This is a genomic window from Salinibacter sp., assembly GCF_036626415.1.
GTDB lineage: Bacteria > Bacteroidota > Rhodothermia > Rhodothermales > Salinibacteraceae > Salinibacter.
In genome coordinates this window covers 1-24044 of the sequence record NZ_JAZKRW010000017.1, presented here as the reverse complement: position 1 = coordinate 24044, position 24044 = coordinate 1, and the positions used below count along the sequence as shown (strand labels likewise).

The window sequence follows — 24044 nt, the reverse complement described above, 5'->3', positions numbered from 1 at the left end:
TCGTGAGCAAGGTAGCAACGCCTCGGTTCGAGCGTGAGATCGGCCCATCATACAAGGAGCCGGAAGATGCGTACGAGCCAAGGCTGCTACCGGCAGTCGAGACTTCGGTTTTCGCCGCTCCCGGGCACACCCCCCGAAGACTCCCCAAAATGCCGTTACATCTCGTCGAGGAGCCGGTCGATGAGGTCGACCGACGAGACATCGTCCGCCTCGGCATTGAAGCTTGGAACGATGCGGTGGCGCAGCACGGAGACGGCCATGCGTCGCACGTCGGCCTCCACGGGGGTCATGCGCCCGTCGAGGGCGGAGAGCGTCTTGGCCCCCAGAACCAGGTACTGGGAGGCGCGAGGGCCGGCGCCGTAGCTCAGATAGTTCTGAATGAAGTCCGGCGCATCTCCGGAGCCCGGTCGGGTTCGGGTGACGAGACGAACGGCGAACTCGATGACATTGTCGGCCACCGGAATTTGCCGGACAAACTTCTGGTAGGACTGAAGCTCGTCGGCACTCATGACCGGAGACACCTCCGACGGAGACCCGGCAGTGGTGCTGCGCACGACCTCGGTCTCCTCGTCGAACGAGGGATAGTCGAGCCAGAGGTTCAACATGAACCGGTCCAGCTGGGCCTCGGGCAAGGGGTAGGTGCCCTCTTGCTCGATCGGGTTTTGTGTGGCAAGGACGAAGAATGGGTCGTCCAGCGTATGGGTCTCGCCCGCGGCGGTCACGTGTTGCTCCTGCATCGCCTCCAACAAGGCCGCCTGGGTCTTCGGGGGGGTTCGGTTGATCTCGTCCGCGAGGATGACATTGGCGAAGATGGGCCCGGCCGCGAACTCGAAGTGGCGCCCGTCGCGGGTCTCCTGGATGATTTCCGTGCCCGTGATGTCGCTGGGCATGAGGTCCGGCGTAAACTGGACGCGGCTGAAGTCTAGGTCGAGCGCCCCAGCGAGGGTGCGCACGAGGAGCGTCTTGGCAAGGCCGGGCACCCCAATCAGGAGGGCATGTCCCCGGGCCATGAGGCAGACCACGACCATCTCAACGATGTCTTCCTGCCCCACGATGACCTTGCCGATTTCCTGCCGCAGCCGATCGTACGCTTCACTGAGGTCATCGAGTGTCTCGGGGTCCTGCGGCGGTGAAGACGAAGAGGAAGACATAGAGAAATCGGCTCAGGAGCAAAGTGGGGCCCGGGGCCCGAACCGGCGCGAAGATCGGGGGCGAAAAGACCGACGCACTAGCGGCGGCGCACGGCCGTTAGCTCGGACTCGGTAATTCGGACGTCCACGTAGATCTCCTCTCGGAGTTGGTCGGTCCACTCCCGCATCTTCCGACTGCGCTTGTCCTGAAGGGCAAGCTGGCGGATGCGTTCGTAGTCCGTCTCCAGGCTGGCACGATGGGCCGGCACACGCCGCTCGAGGCGCACGATGTGGTAGGCCTCGTCTCCATTGAGCAGCTGCACACGTGTGGGGCGGCTGATCTCCCCAGGCTCAAGATTGCGGATGGTGCGGGTCCAGGAGGGGCCGAGGGCATCCAGCACCAGATCACGCGTATTGGATTCCGGATCGGTCACACGGCCGCCGTTTTGGGCCGTGCGGTCTTCCTCGGAATGGCGCCGAGCCATGCGCTCGAAGGGGACGTCGTCATCGTTGAGAAGGGTATCACGAACGGCGCTCAGGTATTCTTTGGCCCGCTCGCCGCTGGGGGCGTCGGGCTTGATGAGGACGTGGTGGAGGTCCACCGTGCTCCCGTCTTTCGAGTCAATTCGAAGGATGTGGAAGCCATTTTGGCTGTCATTGTAAAAGGGCTGGGACACCTTTCCGACGGGGGTGCGGGACGCGACCGCGGCAAATTCCGGGACGAGATCATCGAGGTTCACGTTGGTGAGGCCGCCGGACGAAGAGCCCGCGGCGTCCGGCGCAGAAAACTGACGGGCCATGGCCTCAAGGGACGCTCCGCCGCTGACAATGGAATCCCGGATGGACGAAATCAAAGACTTTGCCTCTTGCCGAGCCTCTTCCGTGGGCTTCGGATATCGCACGATGTGGGAAAGGCGAACGGTCTTGGGGAGCTGGGGCAGCGAGTCCTGAGGAATTCGCTCGAACCACTGACGCACCTCGCTGGGCGTGATGTCAATGTTTTGCATGCGACGCTGCCGGAGCTGCTGGGACAAAATCTGGCCCCGAAGGTCCTCTCGGAACTGCTCCTTGATTTCGAGGAGGCTCTTGCCGTACGCCTGTTCGAGCTGCTCCTCGCCGCCTGCGCGGCGCGTGAGTTGCTCGACCCGTCGATCGAGCTGATTGGTCAATTGCTGATCAGACACGGTAACGGTCGTATCGCGCCGCGCCTCTTCGGCCAAGAGCTTCTGGTCGACCAGCTGCCGGAGGGCCTGCATCCAAAGGTCGTTCGAATACGAGACATTACGCTGCTGGGTCTGCCGACGGACGAGCTGGTCGACCTCGGACTTGAGCACAATCTCATCCCCCACGACGGCGGCGATGCGGTCCACCACCTGTGCATTCTGGCCGTGGACGGGGGCAGGAGCCAGGCTGGCGAACAGAAAGAGTACGCCGAGGAGTGCGCCTGCGCCGTCTCCAAAAGAGGAAGGTGAGAGAACGCGATACAGGTGGTGCATGCAGCTGCGACTCGTATTCGAAGGGCGATGAACAACGGGGCGGGAGGGGTCATGGCAGCTCGAGGGCCCCGTTGGCCTGGGCTCTGTTGCGCAGGCGTTGAACCTCGGTTGCGTGGGTCTGTTTCCGGGCGCGAATTCGGAGGCGGCGCCGGATCTCGGCCTCCACCCAATCGAGCTCTGGGGGGGTGCCCGCCGGGATCCGGCGGTCCAGGCGGAGCACGTGGTAGCGCCCGCTGGCCTCCACGATCGGGGTGGTCTGCCCCTCCTGGAGGCCGTCGATCCGATCTGCGAGGGCTGGCACTTGGTGGTCGAGACGGCCCTGAGGAACGAATCCCCGCGACAACTGTCGCGCCCGAGTTGTGTCCACGGCGTACTCCGCGACGAGCCGGGCCCACGTGGTATCGGGCGGAGCGGGGGGCGTGCGCAACGCCCGCCGGACGGTCCGTGCTGCTGCGCGGTCCGCCGTGGCCAGGTACTGGATCCGCACGTACGGCTCCCGAAGCCGCAGTTGCTCCTTGTGACGCTCGAAGTAGGTGCGCACCTCCGCGGCCGTGGGGCGCACGTCGGCCTTCTCCGCGAGACGGGAGCGCACGGCCGAGGCCAGCACGGACCGTCGCTGCCGCTGCAGCAGCCGCTGCACCTCCTCGTCGGCGTCGAGGTTTAGCCGCTCGGCCTCCCGGTATAGAAGCATGCGGGTGACCCACTGATCAATCGCTTGGCGCCGGGCCTCCGCAGAGTCGCGCACAGGGCCCATGGTGGCGAGCATCTCTGCGAGGTCGGCCTCGGTGAGGTAGTGCGACCCGACGCGGGCAGCGTAGGAGCTGGGTGGGGTGGGCGACTGGCAGCCGGACAGCCCGGTGCTTGCGAGAAGAAAAACGAGGGCAACGACTGCACTACACAGGGCATCGGCGTGCGGGCGCAGAAATGTCATGAGCGAAGAGGCAGCCGGATACTTAACGAGCGGAGGGATCGTCACTGACTGGACGGCGAAGGCGTTCCGGAACCGTCTTGGCGTCGTATCGCTCCCGCAGATCGCGCACCACCCGCTGTTCTAGGCGGGCTCGGTGGTCCTGTACGACTCGGCTCCGGGCCTCCTCAAAGCGCATGGGCCGTGGCGGAAGGCGCGCATCGCGGATCAACAAGAGCCACTCGTCTCCCTGAGCCGCGGGGCCGATCGCCTCCCCGTCGGTGGCGGTGCGAACCGGCCGGTAGGCCTCGGCGGACCGGTCGGTGACGTACACGGTGTCGGTGGACACGAGGGAGTCGCGTGCGGCAGCGTCGAGAACGGCCGCCGTTGAAGCGTCCTGACGGTAGCGCGTGGCGAAGGGCTGGAGGAGCGAGTCGGCAGGGGCGCGAAGGGCGAGGGCCCGCACGCGCTCCGGAAACTGGTATTCCGTGCGGTTCTGACGGTACGTCCTTCGCAGGCCCGCGGTGTCCCGGGCCGCAGCCGTCCAGACTGAGTCCTGCATGAAGCGGAAAAGAAGCGTCCCGTCTCGGTAGGTCCTGATGTCTCGGGCGAGGGCTGGATTGTTGGAGGCCCGACGCGTGGCGGCGTATTGAATGGCTTTCTCATTTAGAAACGACTCGGTCAGGCCCGCAATCGTCATTTGTGCCCCCCCGTCAGCCTGCATGAGGTGGCGCGCCATCTGGGCGGCGGTGTAGGCGGAGTCGCCCAGGGTGGCCACCTGAGAACTGGGCCGCGACAGGGTGTCGGTGTACGTGAGGAGCGGGCGGGCGAGGGAGTCGACCGAGGCGACCCGAGCGGCCTCGAGGAGGCGAGTCGTGTCCACGGCGGCTCCGGCTTCTGCGCGGACCGTGCGGGCGAAGGCCGCCCGGCGGCGTTCTGCACGCGGCTGGCCGACAACGCGACCCTTCAGGTCGTCGTACGCCTCGTTGAAGGATTGCTGCTCCTGTCGGCCGGTGAGCTTGAGGAGGTGAGCCCCCAACCGGCTCTGGACGACCCCCGAAATCGCGCCCACCGAATCCAGCGCCGTCACGGCGCTGCGAAGGGCAGGGGGAAGCGCTCGAGGATCGACCTCGCCGAGGGATCCCCCTCTCGACGCCGACTGTTGATCCTGAGAATACCTCCGGGCTGCCGCATCAAACGACAGAGAACCATCCAAGAGCGCCGTCCGGAGAGAGTCGAGCAGGCGGCGGGTTGCGGCGGTGTCGTCCTGCGGGCGGCGCAGGAGGTGGGCAAGCTCGACCGGGGGTTCCGCAGGCCGCCGATCATGCACCTTTAAAATATGGTAGCCAAACTTGGTCCGGAAGACATCGCTCGTCTCGCCCGGAGAGAGGGCGTACATTCGGTCCTCAAACGGCTTTGCGATCTCTCCGGCCTGGAGGTAGCCGAGCCGACCCTGGTAGCCGCGGCGGCCTTCTTTCCGGGCGGAGGGGTCGTCGGAATTGCGGACGGCCAGATGGCTAAAGGGGACGCCCCGCCGGACCGAGTCGGCAATTGCCTGGGCCGTTCGGTAGGCCGTGAGGGTGTCTTGGGACGAGCTGGGGCGGACCAGGATGTGGCTCACGTCCACGGACTGCGTTCGGCGCTCGTATAAGGTGCGCGCGAGCGGCTCGTACACCTCGTCGCGCAGGAGCTGGGGCCGCGCCCGCTGTTGTCGATAGTCGTGGATGTCTGCTTGCACGCGCGGGAGGGTATCCAGTCCGGCGTCCCGGGCGGCGCGCACCTTCAGGTGAAAGTTGAGGTACCGATCGAGGAAGTCCCGGTAGGCGCGGAGGGAGCTATCGGCCGCGGCCTCGGGGCCGCCCGCTGCGTCAACGAACGCCGAGTCCAGTTCGGCCCGCGTGATGACGGTGTCGGCGTAGCGGGCAACCACTGCGTCGCCTGATGCGGAGGCCGCGTCGGGGGCTTGGCTCGTGTTCGGGCCGGCACTGCAGGCGACACCGAGAGCGACGAAGATGACAATTCCGAGCGTGCGTCTGAGGAGAGGCATGAGGTGCAGCGGACGATGCAGGACAGTGTGCCGGCTGTAGATCAAACGCCGAGGAAGCATCCGAATGTTAGCAAACCCGCCCCGCAGAGTGCAACCCAGCGTCAAGGTTTGCATCCGGGATTGATACGAGATGCGTCGTGGCGCTCGGGATCGTAGACGGATGCAGAGAAAAAGACGAAGGGGTCCGGGGGAGCGCTTCGCAAATCCCCAGCCAATTTCCGATTGTGGAGGAACTGGGGGCAGGATGCATTCTACAAATTTTGCGTCTTGCCAACCTCGTATTCGTGTGGATCCGTCCACGCGACAGAACCGGCAGCGTTTGGCCTGGCCTCATTCTCCCTGCACGCATTGTCCCTGCGCACAATGGCTTCCGATCCTTCTGTTCGTGTTCGCTTCGCCCCCAGCCCGACCGGTCGTCTCCACATCGGGGGGCTCCGAACGGCTCTGTATAACTACCTCTTCGCTCGTAAGCACGACGGCGACTTCATACTGCGGATTGAAGACACCGACCGGGCCCGCTACGAGTCAGGGGCTGAGGACGACATTCGGGAGGCCCTCTCGTGGACGGGGCTCGGGTACGACGAGGGGCCCGAGCAGGGCGGCGCCTACGGCCCGTACCGCCAGTCCGAACGCACCGAGCACTACCACGAGTACGCCCGAGAGCTCGTCGAGGCTGGGCGGGCGTACTATGCGTTCGACACGGAAGAAGAGCTCGACGAACTGCGGGAGACGCACGGCGCGTACGACGGATCGACGCGTCGGCAGATGCGCAACTCGCTGACCCTGCCCGACGAGGAGGTCGAGCGCCTCCTCGACGAGAGTGACGACCACGTCATTCGGCTGAAGGTCCCCCGACAAGAGTCGGTGCGGGTCGAGGACGAGATCCGGGGCACGGTGTCGTTCGACACCTCGGAAATCGACGACCAGGTGCTGGTGAAGTCCGACGGGATGCCGACCTACCACCTGGCCAACATTGTCGACGACCACCTCATGGACATCTCGCACGTCATTCGGGGGGAGGAGTGGCTCTCCTCGACCCCGAAGCACGTGCTCATGTACGACGCACTGGGGTGGGAGCCGCCCGCCTTCGCGCACCTCCCGCTGATCCTGAGCCCGAACGGCGGAAAGCTCTCAAAGCGGGACGCCAATGAACTGGGCATTCCGGTCTACGTCACGGACTACCGAGAGGCGGGCTACGAGCCGGAGGCCCTCCTCAACTTCCTGGCGCTCCTGGGCTGGAGTCCCGGCACGGAGGAGGAGCTCTTCGCCCTGGACGAGATGGTGGAGGCGTTCAGCCTCGACCGCGTGGGCGCCAGTGGCGTGCAGTTCGACCTCGACAAGCTCCGCTGGGTCAACGAGCATTCCGTTCGGGACCTTTCCGTCGAGGCACTCGCGGAGAAGGCCCGGCCTTACGTGGAGGATGAGGGCTACGAGGTGGATGACGACCGCCTCCGTACGATTTGTGGACTGGTGCAAGACCGCATCCAGGTAGCGCCGGAAGTGGTGACCGAAAACCGGTACTTCTTTGAAGCCCCTGAGGAGTACGAGGAGGCCGGTGTCGAGAAGCGCTGGAAGGACGAGTCCGCCGATCTTCTGCTCGCCTACGCCGACCGGCTGGAGGCGGTCGATACGTTCGACACGGATACGGTGGAAGCGGAGCTCCGCGACCTGGCCGATGAGAAAGACGTAGGGGCGGGCGCGATTATCCATCCGGCCCGTCTCGCCGTCAGCGGTCGCTCGTACGGCCCCGGCGTGTTCGGGCTGCTGGCCGCCGTGGGGAAGGACGATTGCATCCAGCGGATGCGGCGGGCCGTCGAGGCGCTGGGATAGCGGAAGGGGGCTACTGATCGGCAGCACGTGACCGGTCACGCGGAGCCCTCAAGCTCCTTCCGCAGTAGCTCCCGGGCCAGCTCCGGGTTGGCGGAGCCGCTGGTGGCCTGCATCACCTGGCCCATAAAGAAGCCGATGAGGCCCTCCTTGCCGTCGCGGTAGCGGGCGGCCTCGTCCGGATGGTCCGCGATGACGTCCGCGATGACGTCTGCGAGCGCCTCGGTGTCGTCGACCTGTCGGAGGCCGCGCTCCTCAACGATCGCTCCGGGGGCGCCGCCGTCCTCGAGGAGCACGTCGAACACCTCGTCGGCCCCCCGGCTGGTGATCTCGTCCGTGTCCACGAGGCGGACGAGCGCGGCAAACGCGTCGGGACCGAACGGCAGGTCCTCCAGCGTCCGGGTCTTCAGTGCGCCGAGCAGCACGTTGACGATCCAGTTGGCGAGCGGCTCCGGGGCGTCGTAGTGGTCGCGCGCCTCGTCGAAGAAGGTGGCGAGGGTGTCGTCGCCGGCGATGGCGGCGGCATCGTCCCGAGAGAGCCCGAGGGGACCGCTGTACCGATCAAACCGGTCCCGCTGATGGTCGTCGAGGTACTCGACGGGGTCGGTTTTGCCTTCCAGCGAGCGCCGTCGCTGTTTTTCCTTGCGCTGTTCCTTCTCCCGTCGCCGCCGCTCCAGCTCTGCCTCGCTGAGTCCGTCCTCGTCCTCGCCCCAGGTGTCGCGGAGGGGAACGATCTGGTTGTACACCAGGGCGTCGGGGCGGGAGTCCTCCGGGTCCGGCCAAAAATAGCCCTGTCGTTCGAACTGGACCCGCTCGTCGGCGTCGAGCTCCTGCGCGGCGGGCTCGAGGATCCCCTGTCGGATGTCGAGCGAGTTCGGGTTGAGAAATTCAGTGAAGTGGTCCTCGCGGGCGTCGGGATCGGGCACCTCGAAGAGACGATCGTAGAGGCGCGCCTCGAACGGAACCCCGTGGGTGGCAGAGACCCAGTGCAGCGTGCCGTCCGGCGAGCGGCCGTCCGGGGCGGTGCCGCTGCGCGTGTCGGGATCGATGGTACCGCGGAGCTCGGTCACGGTGCCGTCCGCGTCCCGCACGACCTCTTCGCACGTGAAGAAGTAGGCGTGACGCAGGCGCACCTCGCGCCCCGGGGCGAGCCGGATGAAGTCCTCGGGCGGGTCCTCCCGAAAGTCGTCCCGCTCGATGTAAAATTCTCGGGTGAAGGGCACGGGCCGCGTCTCGTCCTTGTCAATGTCGCGCGGCCAGTGGTTTGCGTCGATCCAGTCGACCTCGTCCTCGTCCCAGTTTGTGACCGTCACCTTCAGGGGGTCGAGCACGGCCATGACCCGCGGGGCCGTCGGGTTCAAGTCGTCGCGGAGGGCGTGCTCGAAGTGGCCGATCTGGACCCGACTCTGGGACCGGGTGACGCCGACCTTGCGGCAAAACGCCCGGATGGCGCTCGGCGGCACGCCCCGGCGACGCAGCCCCGAAATCGTGGGGAGACGCGGATCGTCCCAGCCGCCGACCAGGTCTTCCTCAATCAGGTGACGGAGCTTGGTCTTGCTCATCACCGTGTAGCCGAGGTTTAGCCGATTGAACTCGTACTGCCGGGGGCGAGACGGGATGTCGTCGTCCTCCAGGCAGTGCTCCATCACCCAGTCGTAGACGCGCCGGTTGTTGTCGAACTCCAGCGTGCATAGGGAGTGGGTAATGTCCTCAATGGCGTCCTCCAGGGGGTGGGCGTAGTCGTACATCGGGTAGATGCACCACTCGTCCCCCCGACGATAATGCGACGCGTGCATAATGCGGAAGAGAAGGGGATCCCGCATGATCATGTGCGGCGAACTCATGTCGATCTTCGCCCGCAACACGTGCTCCCCGTCGTCGAACGCGCCCGCCTTCATTCGGCGGAAGAGGTCCAGGTTCTCCTCGACGGAGCGATCCCGGTACGGCGACGGGGTGCCGGGCTCATCCACCGTCCCCCGGTACTCGCGGATCTCCTCCTCGCTGAGGCTGTCGACGTACGCGTCGCCCTGTTTGATGAGCTTGACCGCGTACCGGTAGAACTGCTCGAAGTAGTCGGAGGCGTAGTACTCGTGCTCCTCCCAGTCGTACCCCAGCCACTGCACCGCGTCCTTGATCGACTCTACGTACTCGGGGCTTTCGGTTTTGGGGTTCGTATCGTCGAACCGGAGGTGGCACTGCGTGTCGGCCCGGTCGGCGTAGTCGTGCTTGATGCCAAAATTGAGGACGATCGACTTCGCGTGGCCGATGTGCAGGTAGCCGTTCGGCTCGGGGGGGAACCGGGTCACGACCCGGTCGCCGTAGGTTCCCTCTTCGAGGTCCTCGTCGATGATGTCGTAGATGAAGTTGTCGCGCGAGTGCTCAGTGGAGGGGTCCGACGTGCTCACGAAGGGGTGAGAGGGTTGATGCGGGGCGATTCTCGAAAACCGTTAGACCATTGAAAGCCAGGGGCTTCCTGAAAGATCCACGCCGCACGGCTCAGTCGCACCCGCTGGCCTCTCGCAAGAGGGACCGACAGTCAAGAATTTCCGGCTTGTCCACCGCGGCGGCGCTTCGGACACGTTGCGCGAACAGGGAGGCCGAGCGGAATCGCGATCGGGTGCGGGTTTGGCGTCGGGCCGTTACGGTCCACTGGGACCGGCGGAGGGATCCGGTAAACTGATCGTCCTCGACGAACCCGGATATCCGAAGGTCATCGATCGTGAGTTGCAGTCGCGTGTCGCGCACCTCCACGCGGGCACGGAGCCGACCGAGCCGCCGATCCCGGACGATGCCCCGCAGGTCGCCGTTTTGAGTGGTGATGCGGAATCGGCCCTGGTCAAGGGGGGCGACGCCCCGGACCTCGTACGTCCAGGTGCCCACCACTGCAGTCCGGGCTGCCGCCTCGTCCTGCGTCGAACGAGAGGAGGCACAGCCGCCCACCACGAGTCCCGCCCCAAAGACGAGTAGAAGTGCGAACCGTAAGAGACAGAACCGCGGCATGACAAGAGGAAAGAATACCGGGCAGGCAAGTTCTGCAGCCGATATTATAAAGATTTAATGAGTCGAACGTTCCGGTACGGCGGGCTGGATTGGGCTTCAGCCCGTCGAGTCCCGGTGGATCGACAACAGTTGCTCGGCGGCGGCCAAAGAACTGAGACGGCCGTCTCGGACTGCTGCTTCCACGTCCTCCTGGGCCGCTTGCACCTCGGGGTTGGAAAAAAACTCCTCGCGCAGCCGCTGCTCGATGGCCCGCTCCATCCAGTGCTGCGCTTGTCGGCGGCGCTGCTTCTCGAAGAAGCCCGTCTCCTGTGTGTAGGCCCGGTACCGCTCCACGGTGCTCCACACGTCGTCGATGCCCGCGCCGGTCTGTGCCGAGCACGTGCGTACGGGCGGCTCCCACCCGGAGTCCGGGTCTGATAGAAGCCGCAGTGCCTTTTCGTACTCGGCCCGGGCCGCCTCCGCCGGGTCTCGGTTGTCCCCGTCGGCCTTCGTGATGGCGATGGCGTCGGCCACCTCCACGATGCCCCGCTTGATGCCCTGCAGCTCGTCTCCGGCGCCGGCCAGGGCGAGAAGCAGGAAAAAGTCGACCATCGAACGCACACTGATTTCCGACTGCCCGACGCCCACCGTCTCGACGAACACGGTGTCGTAGCCGGCCGCCTCGCACAGCAGAATGGCCTCACGGGTGCGAGGAGCCACGCCCCCAAGCGTCCCGGCGGTAGGGGAGGGGCGGATGAAGGCGCCCTCCTCGGAGGCCAGGGTGCCCATCCGGGTCTTGTCGCCGAGAATGCTGCCCCGCGACCGCTCGCTGCTGGGGTCGATCGTCAGGACGGCGAGGCGACGCCCCTTCGCCACGAGCCGTTGCCCGAGGGTTTCGATGAACGTGCTCTTGCCTACGCCCGGCACGCCCGTCACGGCCACCCGGATCGAGTCGCCACTGTGGGGCAGGCACTCCTCCACGACCGCCCGGGCAGTGTCGCGGTGGTCCGGCCGGGTGCTCTCCAGAAGGGTAATGGCCTGGCTCAGCGTCACGCGGTCCCCGTTGAGAACGCCGGTCACATAGTCGGCCACCGATTGGGGGGCCGAGTGAGACGGAGAAGACTGATCGTGAAGATTGGGGTTCAGGGGAGCCACGACGCGAAAGGGAGGCAGGTGCCTGCGGAGGAGATCGGCGATCGGTTACGCCTCGACGGGCGCGTCCTCGTCGTGCCGGTCGAGGAGCACGTCGAGGATCTGAGTGGCGGCCTCCGAGATGTTGGTGCCAGGGCCAAAAATGGCGGCCACGCCCTGGTCGTAGAGCGTTTCGTAGTCGTCGTGTGGAATCACGCCCCCCACAACCACGAGGATGTCGTCGCGACCGTACTGCTCCAGGGCGTCGATCACCTCCGGCACAAGCGTCTTGTGTCCCCCGGCGAGGCTGGAGATGCCGAGAATGTGGACGTCGTTTTCCACGGCCTGGCGCGCCACCTCGTTCGGCGTCTGGAAGAGAGGACCCACATCGACGTCGAAGCCCATGTCGGCAAACGACGTCGCGATCACTTTCGCGCCACGGTCGTGCCCGTCCTGGCCCATTTTCGCCACCATGATGCGGGGGCGTCGACCTGCCACATCGGCGAAGCGATCGGCCCGGTCGCGGGCCGCATGGAAGTGTTCGTTCGTGCCGGCCTCCGAGGCATACACCCCCGAGATGGTCTCCGTCCGTGCCGTATGGCGACCGAACACGTCTTCCAGGGCCGCCGAAATTTCGCCGAGCGTGGCGCGCCTGCGGGCCGCCTCCACGGCTCTCGCCAGCAGGTTGCCGTCGCCCGTCTCGGCGCATTCGGTCAGGGCGTTCAGCGCGTTTCGGACCGCGTCGTCGTCGCGCTCTTCTTTGATGCGGTCGAGCCGTTTCAGCTGCGCCCGCCGGACGGCTTCGTTGTCTACTTCCAGTCGCTCGATCGGCTCGTCGGTCTCCGTTCGGAAATCGTTCACGCCCACGATCGTCTCGGCGCCGGTATCGATGCGGGCCTGCTTGCGGGCGGCGGCCTCCTCGATCTTGCGCTTTGGGAGGCCCTGTTCTATGGCGCGGGTCATGCCGCCCTTTTCCTCCACTTCCTGGATCAGGGTCCACGCCCGCCGGGCCAACGCGCCGGTGAGGTATTCCACGTAGTAAGAACCTGCCCACGGGTCGATGGCCTCCGTGATGTCGGTCTCGTCCTGCAGGTAGAGCTGCGTGTTGCGGGCGATCCGGGCAGCAAACGCGCTCGGGAGGGCGATGGCCTCGTCCAGCGCGTTCGTGTGCAGCGACTGCGTGCCGCCGAACGCCGCGGCCATCGCCTCGATCGTCGTGCGCGCCACGTTGTTGAACGGGTCCTGCTCGGCGAGGCTGTAGCCGGAGGTCTGGCAGTGGGTCCGCAGCGCCATCGACTTGGGGGTGTCCGGGTCGAACTGCTTCACAAGCTTGGCCCAGAGCAGGCGCCCGGCCCGCATCTTGGCGATCTCCATAAAGTGGTTCATCCCGATGGCCCAGAAGAAGGAGACCCGCGGCGCGAAGTCATCGATCCCGAGGCCGGCGTCGAGCCCGGTGCGGAGGTACTCCAGGCCATCGGCCAGCGTGTAGGCCAACTCCAGGTCCGCCGGCGCGCCTGCTTCGTGCATGTGGTATCCACTCACCGAGATGGCGTTGAACCTCGGCATCTCCGCAGCGCAGTAAGCAAAAATCTCTCCCACAATCCGCATGGACGGCTGCGGGGGGTAGATGTAGGTGTTGCGCACCATGAACTCCTTCAAGACATCGTTCTGAATGGTGCCCGCCAGCTCTTCGTGGGCCGCGCCCTGCTCCTCCGCGGCGGCGATGTAAAACGCCATCACGGGGAGCACTGCTCCGTTCATCGTCATCGAGACCGAGACATCCCCGAGCGGGATGCCGTCGAAGAGGCGTTTCATGTCCTCGACGGTATCGATGGCGACGCCGGCTTTGCCCACGTCGCCCCGCACCCGGTCGTGGTCGGAGTCGTAGCCGCGGTGGGTGGCCAGGTCGAACGCCACCGAGAGCCCCTTCTGGCCGGACGCGAGGGCCTCACGGTAGAATTTGTTGGACTCCTCCGCCGTCGAGAACCCCGCGTACTGCCGGATGGTCCACGGCCGAAACTTGTACATGGTCGTATACGGCCCGCGGAGGTACGGGGGCAGGCCCGAGTCGAAGTCGAGGTGGTCGAGGTCGTCGAGCGCGCCGGGGCCGTAGATCGGCTCGATGTCAATCTGCTCGGGCGTCGACCAGGGTGCATCTTCGGCCGTCGCCTCGCCTTCGCGGGGCGGATCGTAATCGATGTTGGGAAAGTCAGGGCGCATGGCGGTGACGTATCGGGACCAGGCGTTGAAGGTAGGGCACTTGGGAGCGTCAGGGGGCTTCCTCCGTCGGAATTCCGAGGTCGTTCTGCAGTGCAGTAAGGGTCTGTGTTAAGGGCCTTCCCTGATGGAGAAAGAAGTCGGCGGCGTCGCCCACGTCGGTGTCGTCGGGGGCGCCGGCGATCCCGAGAAGGGCCTCGTGGCCGTGATCGGAGAGTGCCGCGGCGAGCGCGGGGGCGAGGGCGGCGTAGTCGTCGTCGGCGCCGCAGAGAACCACGGCGTCGGCGTCCTGCGCGACCGCCGTCTCGGCCACCGCGTCGACGGACTCGAACTTGAGGCGGGTGTCGATCGCAAACCCCGCCACGCCCAGGAAGTTGCGGCAGAAGGTCGCCCGGGCGCTCCGGACGGCGGGCGGGCCGATCGGCGCAAGCAAAAACCGGGGCGGTCCGTCCCGAGACTCCGCGTATTCTTCGGTCCGGAGGCGGATTGTCTCAACCCCGTCGGCGAGCCGGACTTGGGGCAGGGGGGCGATGCCTGAAGGTTCCGACTGGAGGGCCGACGCCACATCCTGGGGGGAGTGCCCGTTCCGGAGCGCTGTCCGGAGCGCATCGGTTGACGGGGCGTTGAGTGTGGGGGACGGTGTCTCGTTCGAAGACAGGGCCTCCGGCGACTCCAGGGTGTCCCGGCGGCGTTCGTCGAGGGCGGGATAGTGTGTGGTCCCCACGAGCACCTGATCCCGTTCGTCGAGCGCCCGACGACGTTTGTCTCGCGTCTCGGAAATTTGGGTGTGCAGATGGCCGTTGCGGAGGGACTCGACGATCCCGCCTTCCGCCTCACGATTTTGGAACTGTGCCCAGGCCCGTCGGGCAAGTTGGTCGGTCAGGGTTTCGATGTAGTACGACCCAGCGGCCGGATCGGCCACCTGGTCGAAGTGTGCCTCGTGACGCAGGAGGAGTTGCGCATTGCGGGCGATGCGCAGCCCAAACGCGTCCGGCGGTCGCAACGCGTCGTCGAAGGGCCGAACGGTCAGCGCGTCGCACCCCCCGAGCACGGCGGACATGGCCTCGGTGGTGGCCCGAAGCATATTGACGTGCGGGTCGTAGATCGTCTCCGTGCGCCGGGAGGTCGTGGCGTGGACAAACACATCGGCGGGACCAACGTCGAGAGAGCCGTCCGCCTCGCAGGCGAACGCGCCGATGACCTGAGGCACGAGGAGGCGGAGGGCGCGGAGCTTGGCCATCTCGACAAAGTAGGAGGTCGAGACGGGAACGCGGACCTGGAGGGCATCGAGAAGTGTGGGAAGGGAGAGGCCTCGCGCGGTGCTTCGGGCGAGGCGTTCGGCGAGGGCGCCGAGCGCGCAGGCCAGTTCCTGAACGGCCGACGCTCCCGCGTTGTGATACACGCTGCTGTCAACGGTCACCGTTCGAAATCGAGGCATCTCCGCGGCGTCCGCCACGAGGTCATCGGCCAGCACAAAGGGGGAGTCTAGGGGAGCCGTTCCTGACGCCAGGGCCGCCACAGGATCATAGAACACCGCCCCTTCGATCGTCTCGGCATCAAGGGAGACCCCTGCGAGGTGCTCGCGGAGCAACGCATACAGCGCGGGGGCTGCCGAGCCTCCGCCAAGGTGCAGGGACGTGCTTGTCGGGTCGATCCCGTCGAGAATCTGGGCGAGATCGTTTTCCGAGCGGAGGGCTGTCCCGAACGCATCTGAGCGTGGGAGAGGGAGGCCGATCTCCAGGGCATCGGCCCCACCCTCGGCCGCGGCCCGGGCGTGCTCGCTCGCGACCTCCGGATTGGGATGCCGAACGGGCTGGCACACAGTCCACGCGTTGGCCGGTGTGTCCGCGCCGTCGGCCAGGGGCGGGACGGCGTCCTCCGGGGCGGTGTGCAGCGCGTCGCTGAGGGCGTTGGGGGAGAGATACGCCGGACGCGATACCCCCTCTACAGACGACCATTCAAGAAATGCCTCCGGGGCCGTCCCTCCGAGGTCCGATTTTACGTGCTCGCGCCATTCTGCAGGCGTGACTGCATCGAACTCATCGAAGAGCGGTGAAAACGCTTCCGGTTCGGGCATGGCCAAACGGACTGTTGGCGAGCGAGGAGCGGTACGGCAGGACACAGCGCCCAGGGTCCAGCGTTACTCCATACTATTCTCGTTTCCGGGCGGTCCGATTAGTGTACGGGAGCGGCGAATCAGGTCGTAGACCGCGATGCCATAGGCGACGCCCACGTTCAGTGAGATCTTAGCGCCGTACTGGGGAATCTCGAGGGCGAGATCAGCCGCCTCCAGCACATCCGTTTCGACGCCCCGCACCTCGTTGCCCACGACGAGCGCGAGGGGGAAGGCATCGGCCGACACCGTGTCGGGGCGCTGCATGTGATCCGTCTGTTCGAGCGCCGCGATCGTGTAGCCGGCGTCTTTCAGCTCGTGAAGCAGAGGAACGGCGTCGTCGTGCTGGCTCCACTCGACGGTGTCCTGGGCGCCGAGGGCCGTCTTGTGGAGGTCCTTGTGCGCCGGGGTTCCGGTGAAGCCGGTAAGGTGGACGTGCTCAATGCGCGCGGCATCGGAGGTTCGAAACATCGACCCGACATTGTGGATCGAGCGGACGTTGTGCACGACGAGCCGGACGGGGTGCTTGGGAAGCGCAGCCACCTCCTCGGGGGCAGGTCGCTCAATTTCATCCCAACTAAGCTTGCGCATCGGGCAACTGGTGAAGAGGTTTGTCGTAGCGAGGGGAGACGTTCAGGTGCCTTCCTGAATTCGCTGTACGAAACCCTGTTTCTTCTCGGGATCACTGACCGGAGTCGACCCATGCTCGTCATGTACTCGCGCTGGCCCCTGATACTTGGCATCGGCGTCCTCTTGATGGCGGTCACCGGCTGCACGGCGGTCCGAGAGGTCGCGAACCTGCGCAAGGTCCAGTTCGCGATCGATCGTGTGGGCCAGCCGCGCCTGGCAGGGGTGGATGTGTCGAGGGTCCAGTCCTACGACGATCTTCGCACGACCGACATCCTCCGGTTGGGCTCGGCCCTCTCCGACGGAAGCCTTCCGCTGTCGTTCACCCTTCACCTCGATGCGGAGAACCCGTCCTCCAACAGCGTCAACGCCCGGCTCACGCAGATGGACTGGACGCTCTTGTTGGAAGACAAGGAGACGGTCTCGGGCCGGTTCGAGCGAGAGGTCGTGCTGCCGCCTGGGGAGCCCAAAGGCGTGCCCTTCGATGTGGAACTCGACCTCGTCCGATTTTTCGATGACAACCTGCAGGGACTCGTGGACCTCGCAACCGCCGTCGGCGGCGAGGCGCCCCCGCGAACCATCAAGCTGCGGGTGCAGCCGACCGTCAACACGCGGTTCGGACCGTTTCAGTATCCATCTCCCATCACCGTCGTGAGCAAAGATGTTGGCGGTGAATCCCAGCAGCCGTAGCTCTCTCCCTTTCGCCCCCTTTTCGCCCACGCGACTCCTTTTCACTGCGTACGCCCCGACGTGATTGTTACCATCGACGGCCCCGCCGGCTCCGGAAAAAGCACCACAGCGCGCCGTGCCGCCGCCCGTCTCGACTATGTGTATCTGGACACGGGTGCCATGTATCGAGCCGTGGCCCTCGGCTTTCTGCGTGCCGAAGCCCCTGCCACTCCTTCGGGGGCGAACGCGGCACTTCCCACCCTTGAGGTGGACGTCCAGTATGAGGGCGAGGCCATGCAGGTTTTTCTGGGCGACGAAGAGGTCACCGACCGCATTCGAACCGCTGAGGTCGGAAGCATTGTCAGCGACATCTCCACGCTCGCGCCGGTCCGGGCGTACATGGTGGAGCAGCAGCGCCGAATCGGACGTGAGCAGGCCGAGCGACATGGCGGCGTGGTGCTGGATGGACGAGATACAGGCACCGTGGTGTTCCCGGAGGCCCCCGTCAAAATTTTCATGGTGGCCGACATTGATGAACGGGCCCGGCGCCGGCTGCAGGAATACGAAGCAGCAGGGGAGGAGGTCACCTTCGACGAGGTTCGCACTGAGATCGAAGAGCGAGACCGGCAGGACCGGACCCGTAACATCGCTCCCCTCCGCCGTGCGGACGACGCCACGGTCTTCGACACGACCGACTGCACGATTGCGGAGCAGGTCGGCTTTGTCGTAGATCGCGTTAAAGCACACGAAGAACGGGGAACGTAGAAGCCCCGGGAGAATACAATCGCTGCTTGTAGAGAAACTACTTGCATCGTTCACAGACGCTCCTGACATTGGACCACACCCTCTGAGCCGGGGTTCTCCTGCCTCAGACCGCATTCGTTCTCACCCATCCCTCCTGGATTGTCAGGGCCAGGCAGGTACAAATTGCACCTGTCGTCGGCCGTATGGCTGGCGCCTCGCAAACCTACCACACCGTATATGGCAGAACAAGAGCAAGTCGCACCGAAAGACGATCCTCAAGACACCGTTGATTCCCAGTCCTCCCCCTCCGACGCAGAAGACGCGGCCGACGCCGAGACTCCGGCCGCTGATGATGCGGGCCCGGAGGCGTCCGGGGATCCGCCGGCAGCCGACGCCAACACGGCGGACGGAGAGCCCGAAGATCCCCCCGCAGACCCGTCTTCGGACGCCGAGGCCTCTCCTGCAGAAGCCGCAGACGAGGAAGGAGAGGAAGCCCCTGCCCCCCCTCCGGACGAGCCCGGCTTCGTGAGTCGCATTCTCGAAGAGGCCGTCGAAGAGGCGTCCAAAGACCTCCCGATTCCCTCTGGGGAGGAAACTACGGTTGACGTGTCGGAGCTCGACGAGCCGACCCAAACCGTCTCGCCCGACGAGCTTGAGCGAACCGAGGAGGCGCAAGGGTTTACGGGAGAAACCTACGGGCAGACCGTCTCCCTCGACGAGCTCGAAACCGAGGAGCACGCCCCCGCGGGAGACACCGTCTATGATCAATTCCGCGATGTCGTCGACGAGACCTCCATCGATGTCCGTGAAGAGGACATCGTCCAGGGCCGCGTGTTGCAGGTCAATGAGGACTACGTGGTCATCGACATCGGTTACAAGAGTGACGGCATTGTCGCCCGCGATGAGTTTGGGGAGGACGAGATCCGTCCCGGGGACACCGTAGAGGTGTACCTGGAGCGGAAGGAGGACCGCGACGGCCAGCTTGTGCTCTCGAAGGAGCAGGCCGACAAGGTTCGCCGTTGGCAGCGCGTCGAAGAGATCTACGAGAACGAGGAGGTTATCGAAGGCACGATTATCCGCCGCATCAAGGGCGGCATGATCGTGGAGCTCTTTGACGGCATGGAGGCCTTCCTGCCGGGTTCACAGATTGACGTCCGTCCGGTCCGGGACTTCGAGTCGTACCTGGAGACGCGGATGGAATTCAAGATCGTCAAGCTCAACCCTGGAAACGAGAACATCGTCGTTTCCCACCGCGAGCTCATCGAGCACGAACTCGAGGAGCAGCGCCAGGAAATTCTCGAGTCGCTCGAGGTTGGGCAGGTGCTCGAAGGCACCGTCAAAAACATCGTTGACTTTGGCGTCTTCATCGACCTCGGCGGGGTCGACGGCCTTCTGCACATCACGGACCTGTCCTGGGGCCGCGTCTCGCACCCGAGTGAGGTCGTGGAGCTCGACCAAGAAATCGAAGTCGTCGTCCTTGACTACGAGGAAGAACGCCAGCGCATCTCCCTGGGCCTGAAGCAGCTTCGGGACCACCCCTGGGAAAAGATTGGCAACAAGTACGATGAGGGCGATGTGGTTGAGGGGAAAGTCGTCTCAATCACAAACTACGGCGCTTTTGTCGAGATCGAAAAGGGGATCGAAGGCCTCGTCCACATCAGTGAGATGTCGTGGACGCGCCACATCGAGCATCCCAGCCAAATGGTGTCGCTCGGGCAGGTGGTCGACGTCAAGATTCTCAATATCGACCAGGAGGAGCGGAAAATTTCGCTCGGCATGAAGCAGCTTGAGCCCGACCCCTGGGACGGCATCAGCGACCGCTACCCGGCAGGCACAGTGCTGACGGGTACGGTTCGCAACATCACCAACTTCGGGGTCTTCGTCGAGATTGAGCCGGGCATCGACGGCCTCGTTCACGTCTCGGACCTGTCCTGGACCAAGAAAATTCGGCACCCGGGCGACATGGTCGACGAGGGCCAAGAGCTTGACGTCGTAATCCTCAACATCGACGAGGAGCGGCGTCGCATCTCGCTGGGCCACAAGCAGGTGAAGACCAACCCGTGGGACCAGTTTGCCGACGCGTACGGCGAGGGCAACGACACGGCCGGAGAGGTCGTCCGTGTGGAAGACAAGGGGCTCGTTGTGCAGCTTCCGCTGGACGTAGAGGCCTTTGTGCCGGGGAGCGAGTTGAAAGACGGCCCGAAGGGGTTCAAGAACCACTATCACGAGGGCGACGAGCTTGAGCTCCAGGTCATTCGGTTCGACAAGGACCAGAAAGACATTGTCCTCAGTGAAACGGCGAAGGAAGAAGCCGAACGCGACGAGGAACAGCGCGAAGAGGAGCGCGAGGCACAAGAGGAGCAGCGCGAGCAGGAAGAGGCCGTGCGCGACTTCCAGGAGCCGGAACCGGAGCCGGACGAGCCGACCACCGGCCCCACCACGCTCGGCGAGCTCTCGGGGCTGGCCGACCTGCGCCGTGAAATGGAAGAGGAGGAGGCCGAAGAACAGGCCGCTGCGGAGGCGGAAGGCGCTGACGCCGAGACGTCGGAGGACGAGGACGCCTCAGCCGAGGCTGATTCGGACGAAGACACCTCAGCCGAGGCCGATACGGACGATGACGCTGACGCCGAGGCGACCTCGGAGAACGAAGAGGAACCGTTCGACGAGACGGCCGGCTTCCCGGAGAACTTCCCGCGGGTCTCGCGGCTCGAAAATGCAGGCGTGACCTCGCTGGCAGATGTCCGTGAAGTCGATGACCTGACGGAGCTTGACGGCATCGGCTCCGCCTACGCGGAGGAAATCTCCGATGCCCTTGCTGAATATGACGAAACGGGCTCGGTGACCAGCTAGCCATTCAGGTCGCTAGAGACTCAGTTTCGAGGTTCAAAGGACGGCTTCCATTCCGGGAGCCGTCCTTTTCCTTTGGGGCTCAGTGCGAACGGGCCTGTGCCTTCCGCGGAGTTCCTGTGTATCTCGCCCTCCGCGTTCCCATTCTATCCTCCCACCACAGCGCACACCACCATGGAAGAGACCGAAGAGTACCTCCCGAGCGCCAGTCATTCGATTACCGTTCGGGTGGTCATCGACAACCGCCCCGGCATGCTTGCGAACGTTACGTCGGTGATCGGCGAGCACGGCGGCAACATTGGAGCCATCGACATCGTGCGGGCCCAGAAGGAGGAATTGACCCGCGACATTACCATCAATACGCGCAGCGACGACCACGCACAGTCGATCGTGTCGGAGCTGGAAACCCTGGATGGCGTCGATGTCGTCAACATTTCGGATCGCACCTTTCTGCTGCACCTTGGGGGCAAACTGAAGGTCGAGAGCAAGTCGCCCCTCCGCACCCGCGATCAGCTTTCAATGGCATACACGCCTGGGGTCGCCCGCGTGTGTGAGTCGATCCACGCGTCCCCCGAAGATGCCCATCGGCTCACGATCAAGAGCAACACGGTCGCGGTTGTCTCCGATGGCACGGCCGCGCTCGGACTGGGTGACGTTGGGCCGGAGGCCGCAATTCCGGTGATGGAGGGAAAGGCCCAGCTCTTAAAAGAGTTTGCGGGCGTGAACGGATTTCCGATCTGCCTCAACACGACCGACGTTGATGAAATAGTGGACACCGTCCGTCGCATCGCGCCGGTCTTCGGGGGAATCAACCTGGAAGACATTTCCGCGCCGCGTTGCTTTGCCGTGGAAGAGCGGCTGGAGGAAGAGCTCGACATTCCCGTCTTTCACGACGATCAGCACGGCACGGCGGTCGTAACGGCCGCCGCCCTTCTCAATGCCCTGCAGATCGTGGAAAAAGACCTCGGTGAGATCAAGGTGGTGACGGTCGGCATCGGGGCGGCGGGCACTGCGGTCACCAAGATGCTCCTGCAAATGGGCGTTGAGGAGATTGTCGGCGTCGACAGCCAGGGCCCGGTTACGCCCGACCGGGACAATCTGACCGATGTGAAGGCCAAGTACGCGAAAATGACGACCCCGTCGACCTCGGGGGACACCCTGTCTGAGGTCGTGGCGGGCGCCGACGTCTTCATTGGTCTGAGTGTCCCGGACCTCCTTGACGTGGACGACTTGAAGCGCATGGCCCGCGACCCAATCGTGTTTGCGATGGCCAATCCACGCCCGGAAATCATGCCGGAAGTGGCCTATCCCCACGTGTCGGTGATGGCAACCGGCCGGAGCGATTATCCGAATCAAATCAACAATGTGCTCTGCTTCCCCGGGCTGTTCAAGGGCGTGCTGGATTGCCGGGCGACCGATATCACGGGAGAGATGAAAATTGCGGCGGCCGAAGCGATTGCCGACACGATTGACGAGCGGAGCCTGACCCCGGACTACGTGGTCCCGAGCGTGTTCGATGAGAACGTGGTGGCGCAGGTCTCCAGGGCGGTGTCACAGACGGCCCGAGAGCAGGGGCTGGCCCGGAAGCGCACGTAAGCCTTCGTCGATGGACCGAAGGCCACATTGGCAACGTCGTGGTCGAACAACGACCCTGTCGATATGTCTGCGCATCGTGGGGCACATCCAGAAGGCCCGGGCCAGTTCGGCCTCGCCGGAGTCCTCGAGCCTCAGCCGAACGAGGCTCGGCCTGTTGCGACGAAATCCGAGACAGGGCGCGTACCGCACTGACCAGCAGCCACAGCTCCCTACAGCGGCTCGCGGGGCCCCTTCAGACACTGAGCCCAGTGCGGGTGACGTGACAGCTCGACCGCTCGGGTTCAACCGTCGGTCGCCTGAAGGGCCGACTCGCCGACATGTCTGCGAGGCACACATCGTAGACTTCTGCCCGGATGGGGCGCCCCCGGTGGCCTTCTCCGGAGTTGTGTGGGGGAGCGAGATCGAGTCCAGGACTGATCCGAATATCCACAGTTGTTTTCTCATTTGACCTCCCGACGTGTCCCGATGGCGACTGTCATCACGTATCTTCTCGTTTCCAACCCCAGTGATCCTGAAGCCATCCGCTCGCACTCGGTCATCGACGAGCATGGATTTGAGCCGCGGCCGATCGAAGAGACGGACGAGGACGAGGCCCTCCCGGCCCTCAAGTTTGCGGTGGCGAGCGCACTGGAGGATCATCCCAAGTTAGAGGCTCCTTGCCGAGAGCTCTCGGCAGCGTTTCCGGGCGCGACAGTTACATACTGTAAAGTAGAAGAACGATTTGATCACGTTGAGCACCTTCGATCCGTCGTTTTTATCGACGGAAAACGAGCAGGAAATATCGAGCATGGATACATGTTTAATGTTGGCGCGTGAGCCTGGACCCAGGGCAATATCCATCCGGGTTCGGACCACTGATGCGTAGGATGAAGTGCGTTTGGATTCGAATTGGTGGGTGTAGACATTAAATGAAGCCAAGGAAAAGAGGGGAACCTTGCCTTTCATTCTAAATTCCGTGTCTATGCGAATCTTGGTAACGATTATACTTTGAATTATGGACACAGATTTTCAAATGGAAGTCATGGATCAGCAAGACGCTGAACGCGAACTCGGGGCGAGCGGGGGACGTGGCCGCACATCCGAGTACGAGCCCATCGCACAGAAGTGGAGCGAGGTGGGTGACGACGAGGCGATTGTTCTGTCGGACCTTGAGCAGAACGACATCCAAAACCTCCGCAACCTCCTGTACCGCCGCTTCGGCAAGGAAAATGTCATTGTGCGGTCGGCACAGCAGGAAGACGAGAGCTACAAGGCCGTCGTTCGGGCCCGAGAAGCTGATGAGTATCTCCGAAACGACGAGTAGGGGAGAAAGAAGTGTCGCTTGGACCGACACGCCTTCGGGACCCAAAGAAAAACGGGTGGCGATGAAGACATCGCCACCCGGACTGCAGGGGGAAGTGGTTCGACAAAGAGCAGGAGCTAGTCCTCCACCGAGTCCATCTGGGCCTTTTGTAGCTGACCGGAGTAATCTACGTAAAGGGTTTTGTGCTCGGTCCAGAACTCGAAGGCCGCGTAGCCGCCATCCCGCTGTCCGTTTCCGGTGCCCTTGGTGCCCCCGAACGGCATGTGCGCCTCTGCCCCAATCGTGGGCCCGTTGACGTATGTGATGCCTGCGTCGAGGTCGCGCATTGCCCGAAAGCTTCTGTTCACGTCTTGGGTGTCGATCGTGGAGGCGAGGCCGTTCTTCGTGTCGTTGGCGCCCGCCACGGCCTCG

Annotated in this window: 18 protein-coding genes; 7 read left to right on the top strand and 11 right to left on the bottom strand. The window is 64.5% G+C overall.

The features are described from left to right. Positions 1-155: 155 nt before the first annotated feature. From V5A20_RS03760 to V5A20_RS03745, 4 genes are all read right to left on the bottom strand, one after another. Positions 156-1151 carry an AAA family ATPase gene (locus V5A20_RS03760; protein WP_332314465.1) on the bottom strand — a complete coding sequence of 332 codons (996 nt, stop codon included), beginning with the start codon at positions 1149-1151 and terminating at the stop codon, positions 156-158. A 77-nt stretch (positions 1152-1228) separates the two neighbouring features. Next, positions 1229-2626, bottom strand: a complete 1398-nt coding sequence (locus V5A20_RS03755) for a peptidylprolyl isomerase (RefSeq protein ID WP_332326747.1) — start codon at positions 2624-2626, stop codon at positions 1229-1231. A 49-nt stretch (positions 2627-2675) separates the two neighbouring features. Beyond that, positions 2676-3557 carry a peptidylprolyl isomerase gene (locus tag V5A20_RS03750; RefSeq protein WP_332326746.1) on the bottom strand — a complete coding sequence of 294 codons (882 nt, stop codon included), beginning with the start codon at positions 3555-3557 and terminating at the stop codon, positions 2676-2678. Between the two features lie 22 nt (positions 3558-3579). Continuing rightward, positions 3580-5580: a peptidylprolyl isomerase gene (locus V5A20_RS03745; protein WP_332314468.1), complete on the bottom strand. Its 2001-nt coding sequence runs from the start codon at positions 5578-5580 to the stop codon at positions 3580-3582. A 363-nt stretch (positions 5581-5943) separates the two neighbouring features. Here V5A20_RS03745 and gltX point away from each other — a divergent pair, with 363 nt between their 5' ends. Further along, positions 5944-7410, top strand: a complete 1467-nt coding sequence (gltX, locus tag V5A20_RS03740; RefSeq protein WP_332326745.1) for a glutamate--tRNA ligase — start codon at positions 5944-5946, stop codon at positions 7408-7410. Positions 7411-7445: 35 nt separating this feature from the next. Here the strand turns inward: gltX and V5A20_RS03735 are convergent, their stop codons facing one another. The 6 genes from V5A20_RS03735 to V5A20_RS03710 form a co-directional block, all read right to left on the bottom strand. Next, positions 7446-9812 carry a glutamine--tRNA ligase/YqeY domain fusion protein gene (locus V5A20_RS03735; protein ID WP_332326744.1) on the bottom strand — a complete coding sequence of 789 codons (2367 nt, stop codon included), beginning with the start codon at positions 9810-9812 and terminating at the stop codon, positions 7446-7448. A 91-nt stretch (positions 9813-9903) separates the two neighbouring features. Then, the gene (locus V5A20_RS03730) at positions 9904-10407 is read right to left on the bottom strand and encodes a hypothetical protein (RefSeq protein ID WP_332314471.1); all 504 of its coding nucleotides are present in this window, start codon (positions 10405-10407) and stop codon (positions 9904-9906) included. A 96-nt stretch (positions 10408-10503) separates the two neighbouring features. After that, positions 10504-11478: a methylmalonyl Co-A mutase-associated GTPase MeaB gene (meaB, locus tag V5A20_RS03725; RefSeq protein ID WP_332326743.1), complete on the bottom strand. Its 975-nt coding sequence runs from the start codon at positions 11476-11478 to the stop codon at positions 10504-10506. Between the two features lie 108 nt (positions 11479-11586). After that, the gene (scpA, locus tag V5A20_RS03720) at positions 11587-13737 is read right to left on the bottom strand and encodes a methylmalonyl-CoA mutase (protein ID WP_332326742.1); all 2151 of its coding nucleotides are present in this window, start codon (positions 13735-13737) and stop codon (positions 11587-11589) included. 49 nt (positions 13738-13786) lie between these two features. Continuing rightward, entirely contained in the window at positions 13787-15811 is a 2025-nt protein-coding gene (locus tag V5A20_RS03715; protein ID WP_332314474.1) for a methylmalonyl-CoA mutase family protein, read from the bottom strand. Between the two features lie 63 nt (positions 15812-15874). Further along, positions 15875-16438, bottom strand: a complete 564-nt coding sequence (locus V5A20_RS03710; protein ID WP_332314475.1) for a TrmH family RNA methyltransferase — start codon at positions 16436-16438, stop codon at positions 15875-15877. Between the two features lie 111 nt (positions 16439-16549). On the opposite strand from V5A20_RS03710, the gene V5A20_RS03705 reads away from it, so the two are divergent. The 6 genes from V5A20_RS03705 to V5A20_RS03680 all read left to right on the top strand — a co-directional run bounded on the left by V5A20_RS03705 (position 16550) and on the right by V5A20_RS03680 (position 23633). Next, on the top strand, positions 16550-17164 hold the full coding sequence (locus V5A20_RS03705) for a hypothetical protein (protein WP_332314476.1): 615 nt from the start codon (positions 16550-16552) through the stop codon (positions 17162-17164). Positions 17165-17224: 60 nt separating this feature from the next. Then, on the top strand, positions 17225-17908 hold the full coding sequence (gene cmk / locus V5A20_RS03700; RefSeq protein WP_332314477.1) for a (d)CMP kinase: 684 nt from the start codon (positions 17225-17227) through the stop codon (positions 17906-17908). Positions 17909-18124: 216 nt separating this feature from the next. Then, complete coding sequence (locus tag V5A20_RS03695; protein WP_332314478.1) at positions 18125-20737, top strand: 30S ribosomal protein S1; 2613 nt, start codon at positions 18125-18127, stop codon at positions 20735-20737. Positions 20738-20908: 171 nt separating this feature from the next. After that, positions 20909-22330, top strand: coding sequence for a malic enzyme-like NAD(P)-binding protein (locus V5A20_RS03690; protein ID WP_332314479.1), 1422 nt, complete (start codon positions 20909-20911; stop codon positions 22328-22330). Positions 22331-22795: 465 nt separating this feature from the next. Next, positions 22796-23146, top strand: coding sequence for a hypothetical protein (locus V5A20_RS03685; protein WP_332314480.1), 351 nt, complete (start codon positions 22796-22798; stop codon positions 23144-23146). A 196-nt stretch (positions 23147-23342) separates the two neighbouring features. After that, positions 23343-23633: a hypothetical protein gene (locus V5A20_RS03680; protein ID WP_332326741.1), complete on the top strand. Its 291-nt coding sequence runs from the start codon at positions 23343-23345 to the stop codon at positions 23631-23633. Positions 23634-23749: 116 nt separating this feature from the next. Here V5A20_RS03680 and V5A20_RS03675 read toward each other — a convergent pair. Beyond that, positions 23750-24044 (bottom strand): aldehyde dehydrogenase family protein (locus tag V5A20_RS03675; protein WP_332326740.1); only part of this gene is annotated, 295 nt, incomplete at its 5' end.

Bases quoted from the DNA above. Each gene is read 5' to 3' on its own strand.
- V5A20_RS03680 (WP_332326741.1), top strand. From the start codon at position 23,343: ATGGAAGTCATGGATCAGCAAGACGCTGAACGCGAACTCGGGGCGAGC.
- V5A20_RS03710 (WP_332314475.1), bottom strand. From the start codon at position 16,438: ATGCGCAAGCTTAGTTGGGATGAAATTGAGCGACCTGCCCCCGAGGAG.
- V5A20_RS03750 (WP_332326746.1), bottom strand. From the start codon at position 3,557: ATGACATTTCTGCGCCCGCACGCCGATGCCCTGTGTAGTGCAGTCGTT.
- scpA (WP_332326742.1), bottom strand. From the start codon at position 13,737: ATGCGCCCTGACTTTCCCAACATCGATTACGATCCGCCCCGCGAAGGC.
- V5A20_RS03695 (WP_332314478.1), top strand. From the start codon at position 18,125: ATGGCAGAACAAGAGCAAGTCGCACCGAAAGACGATCCTCAAGACACC.
- V5A20_RS03760 (WP_332314465.1), bottom strand. From the start codon at position 1,151: ATGTCTTCCTCTTCGTCTTCACCGCCGCAGGACCCCGAGACACTCGAT.
- V5A20_RS03755 (WP_332326747.1), bottom strand. From the start codon at position 2,626: ATGCACCACCTGTATCGCGTTCTCTCACCTTCCTCTTTTGGAGACGGC.
- gltX (WP_332326745.1), top strand. From the start codon at position 5,944: ATGGCTTCCGATCCTTCTGTTCGTGTTCGCTTCGCCCCCAGCCCGACC.
- V5A20_RS03715 (WP_332314474.1), bottom strand. From the start codon at position 15,811: ATGCCCGAACCGGAAGCGTTTTCACCGCTCTTCGATGAGTTCGATGCA.
- V5A20_RS03685 (WP_332314480.1), top strand. From the start codon at position 22,796: ATGGCGACTGTCATCACGTATCTTCTCGTTTCCAACCCCAGTGATCCT.
- V5A20_RS03745 (WP_332314468.1), bottom strand. From the start codon at position 5,580: ATGCCTCTCCTCAGACGCACGCTCGGAATTGTCATCTTCGTCGCTCTC.
- V5A20_RS03730 (WP_332314471.1), bottom strand. From the start codon at position 10,407: ATGCCGCGGTTCTGTCTCTTACGGTTCGCACTTCTACTCGTCTTTGGG.
- V5A20_RS03705 (WP_332314476.1), top strand. From the start codon at position 16,550: ATGCTCGTCATGTACTCGCGCTGGCCCCTGATACTTGGCATCGGCGTC.
- V5A20_RS03690 (WP_332314479.1), top strand. From the start codon at position 20,909: ATGGAAGAGACCGAAGAGTACCTCCCGAGCGCCAGTCATTCGATTACC.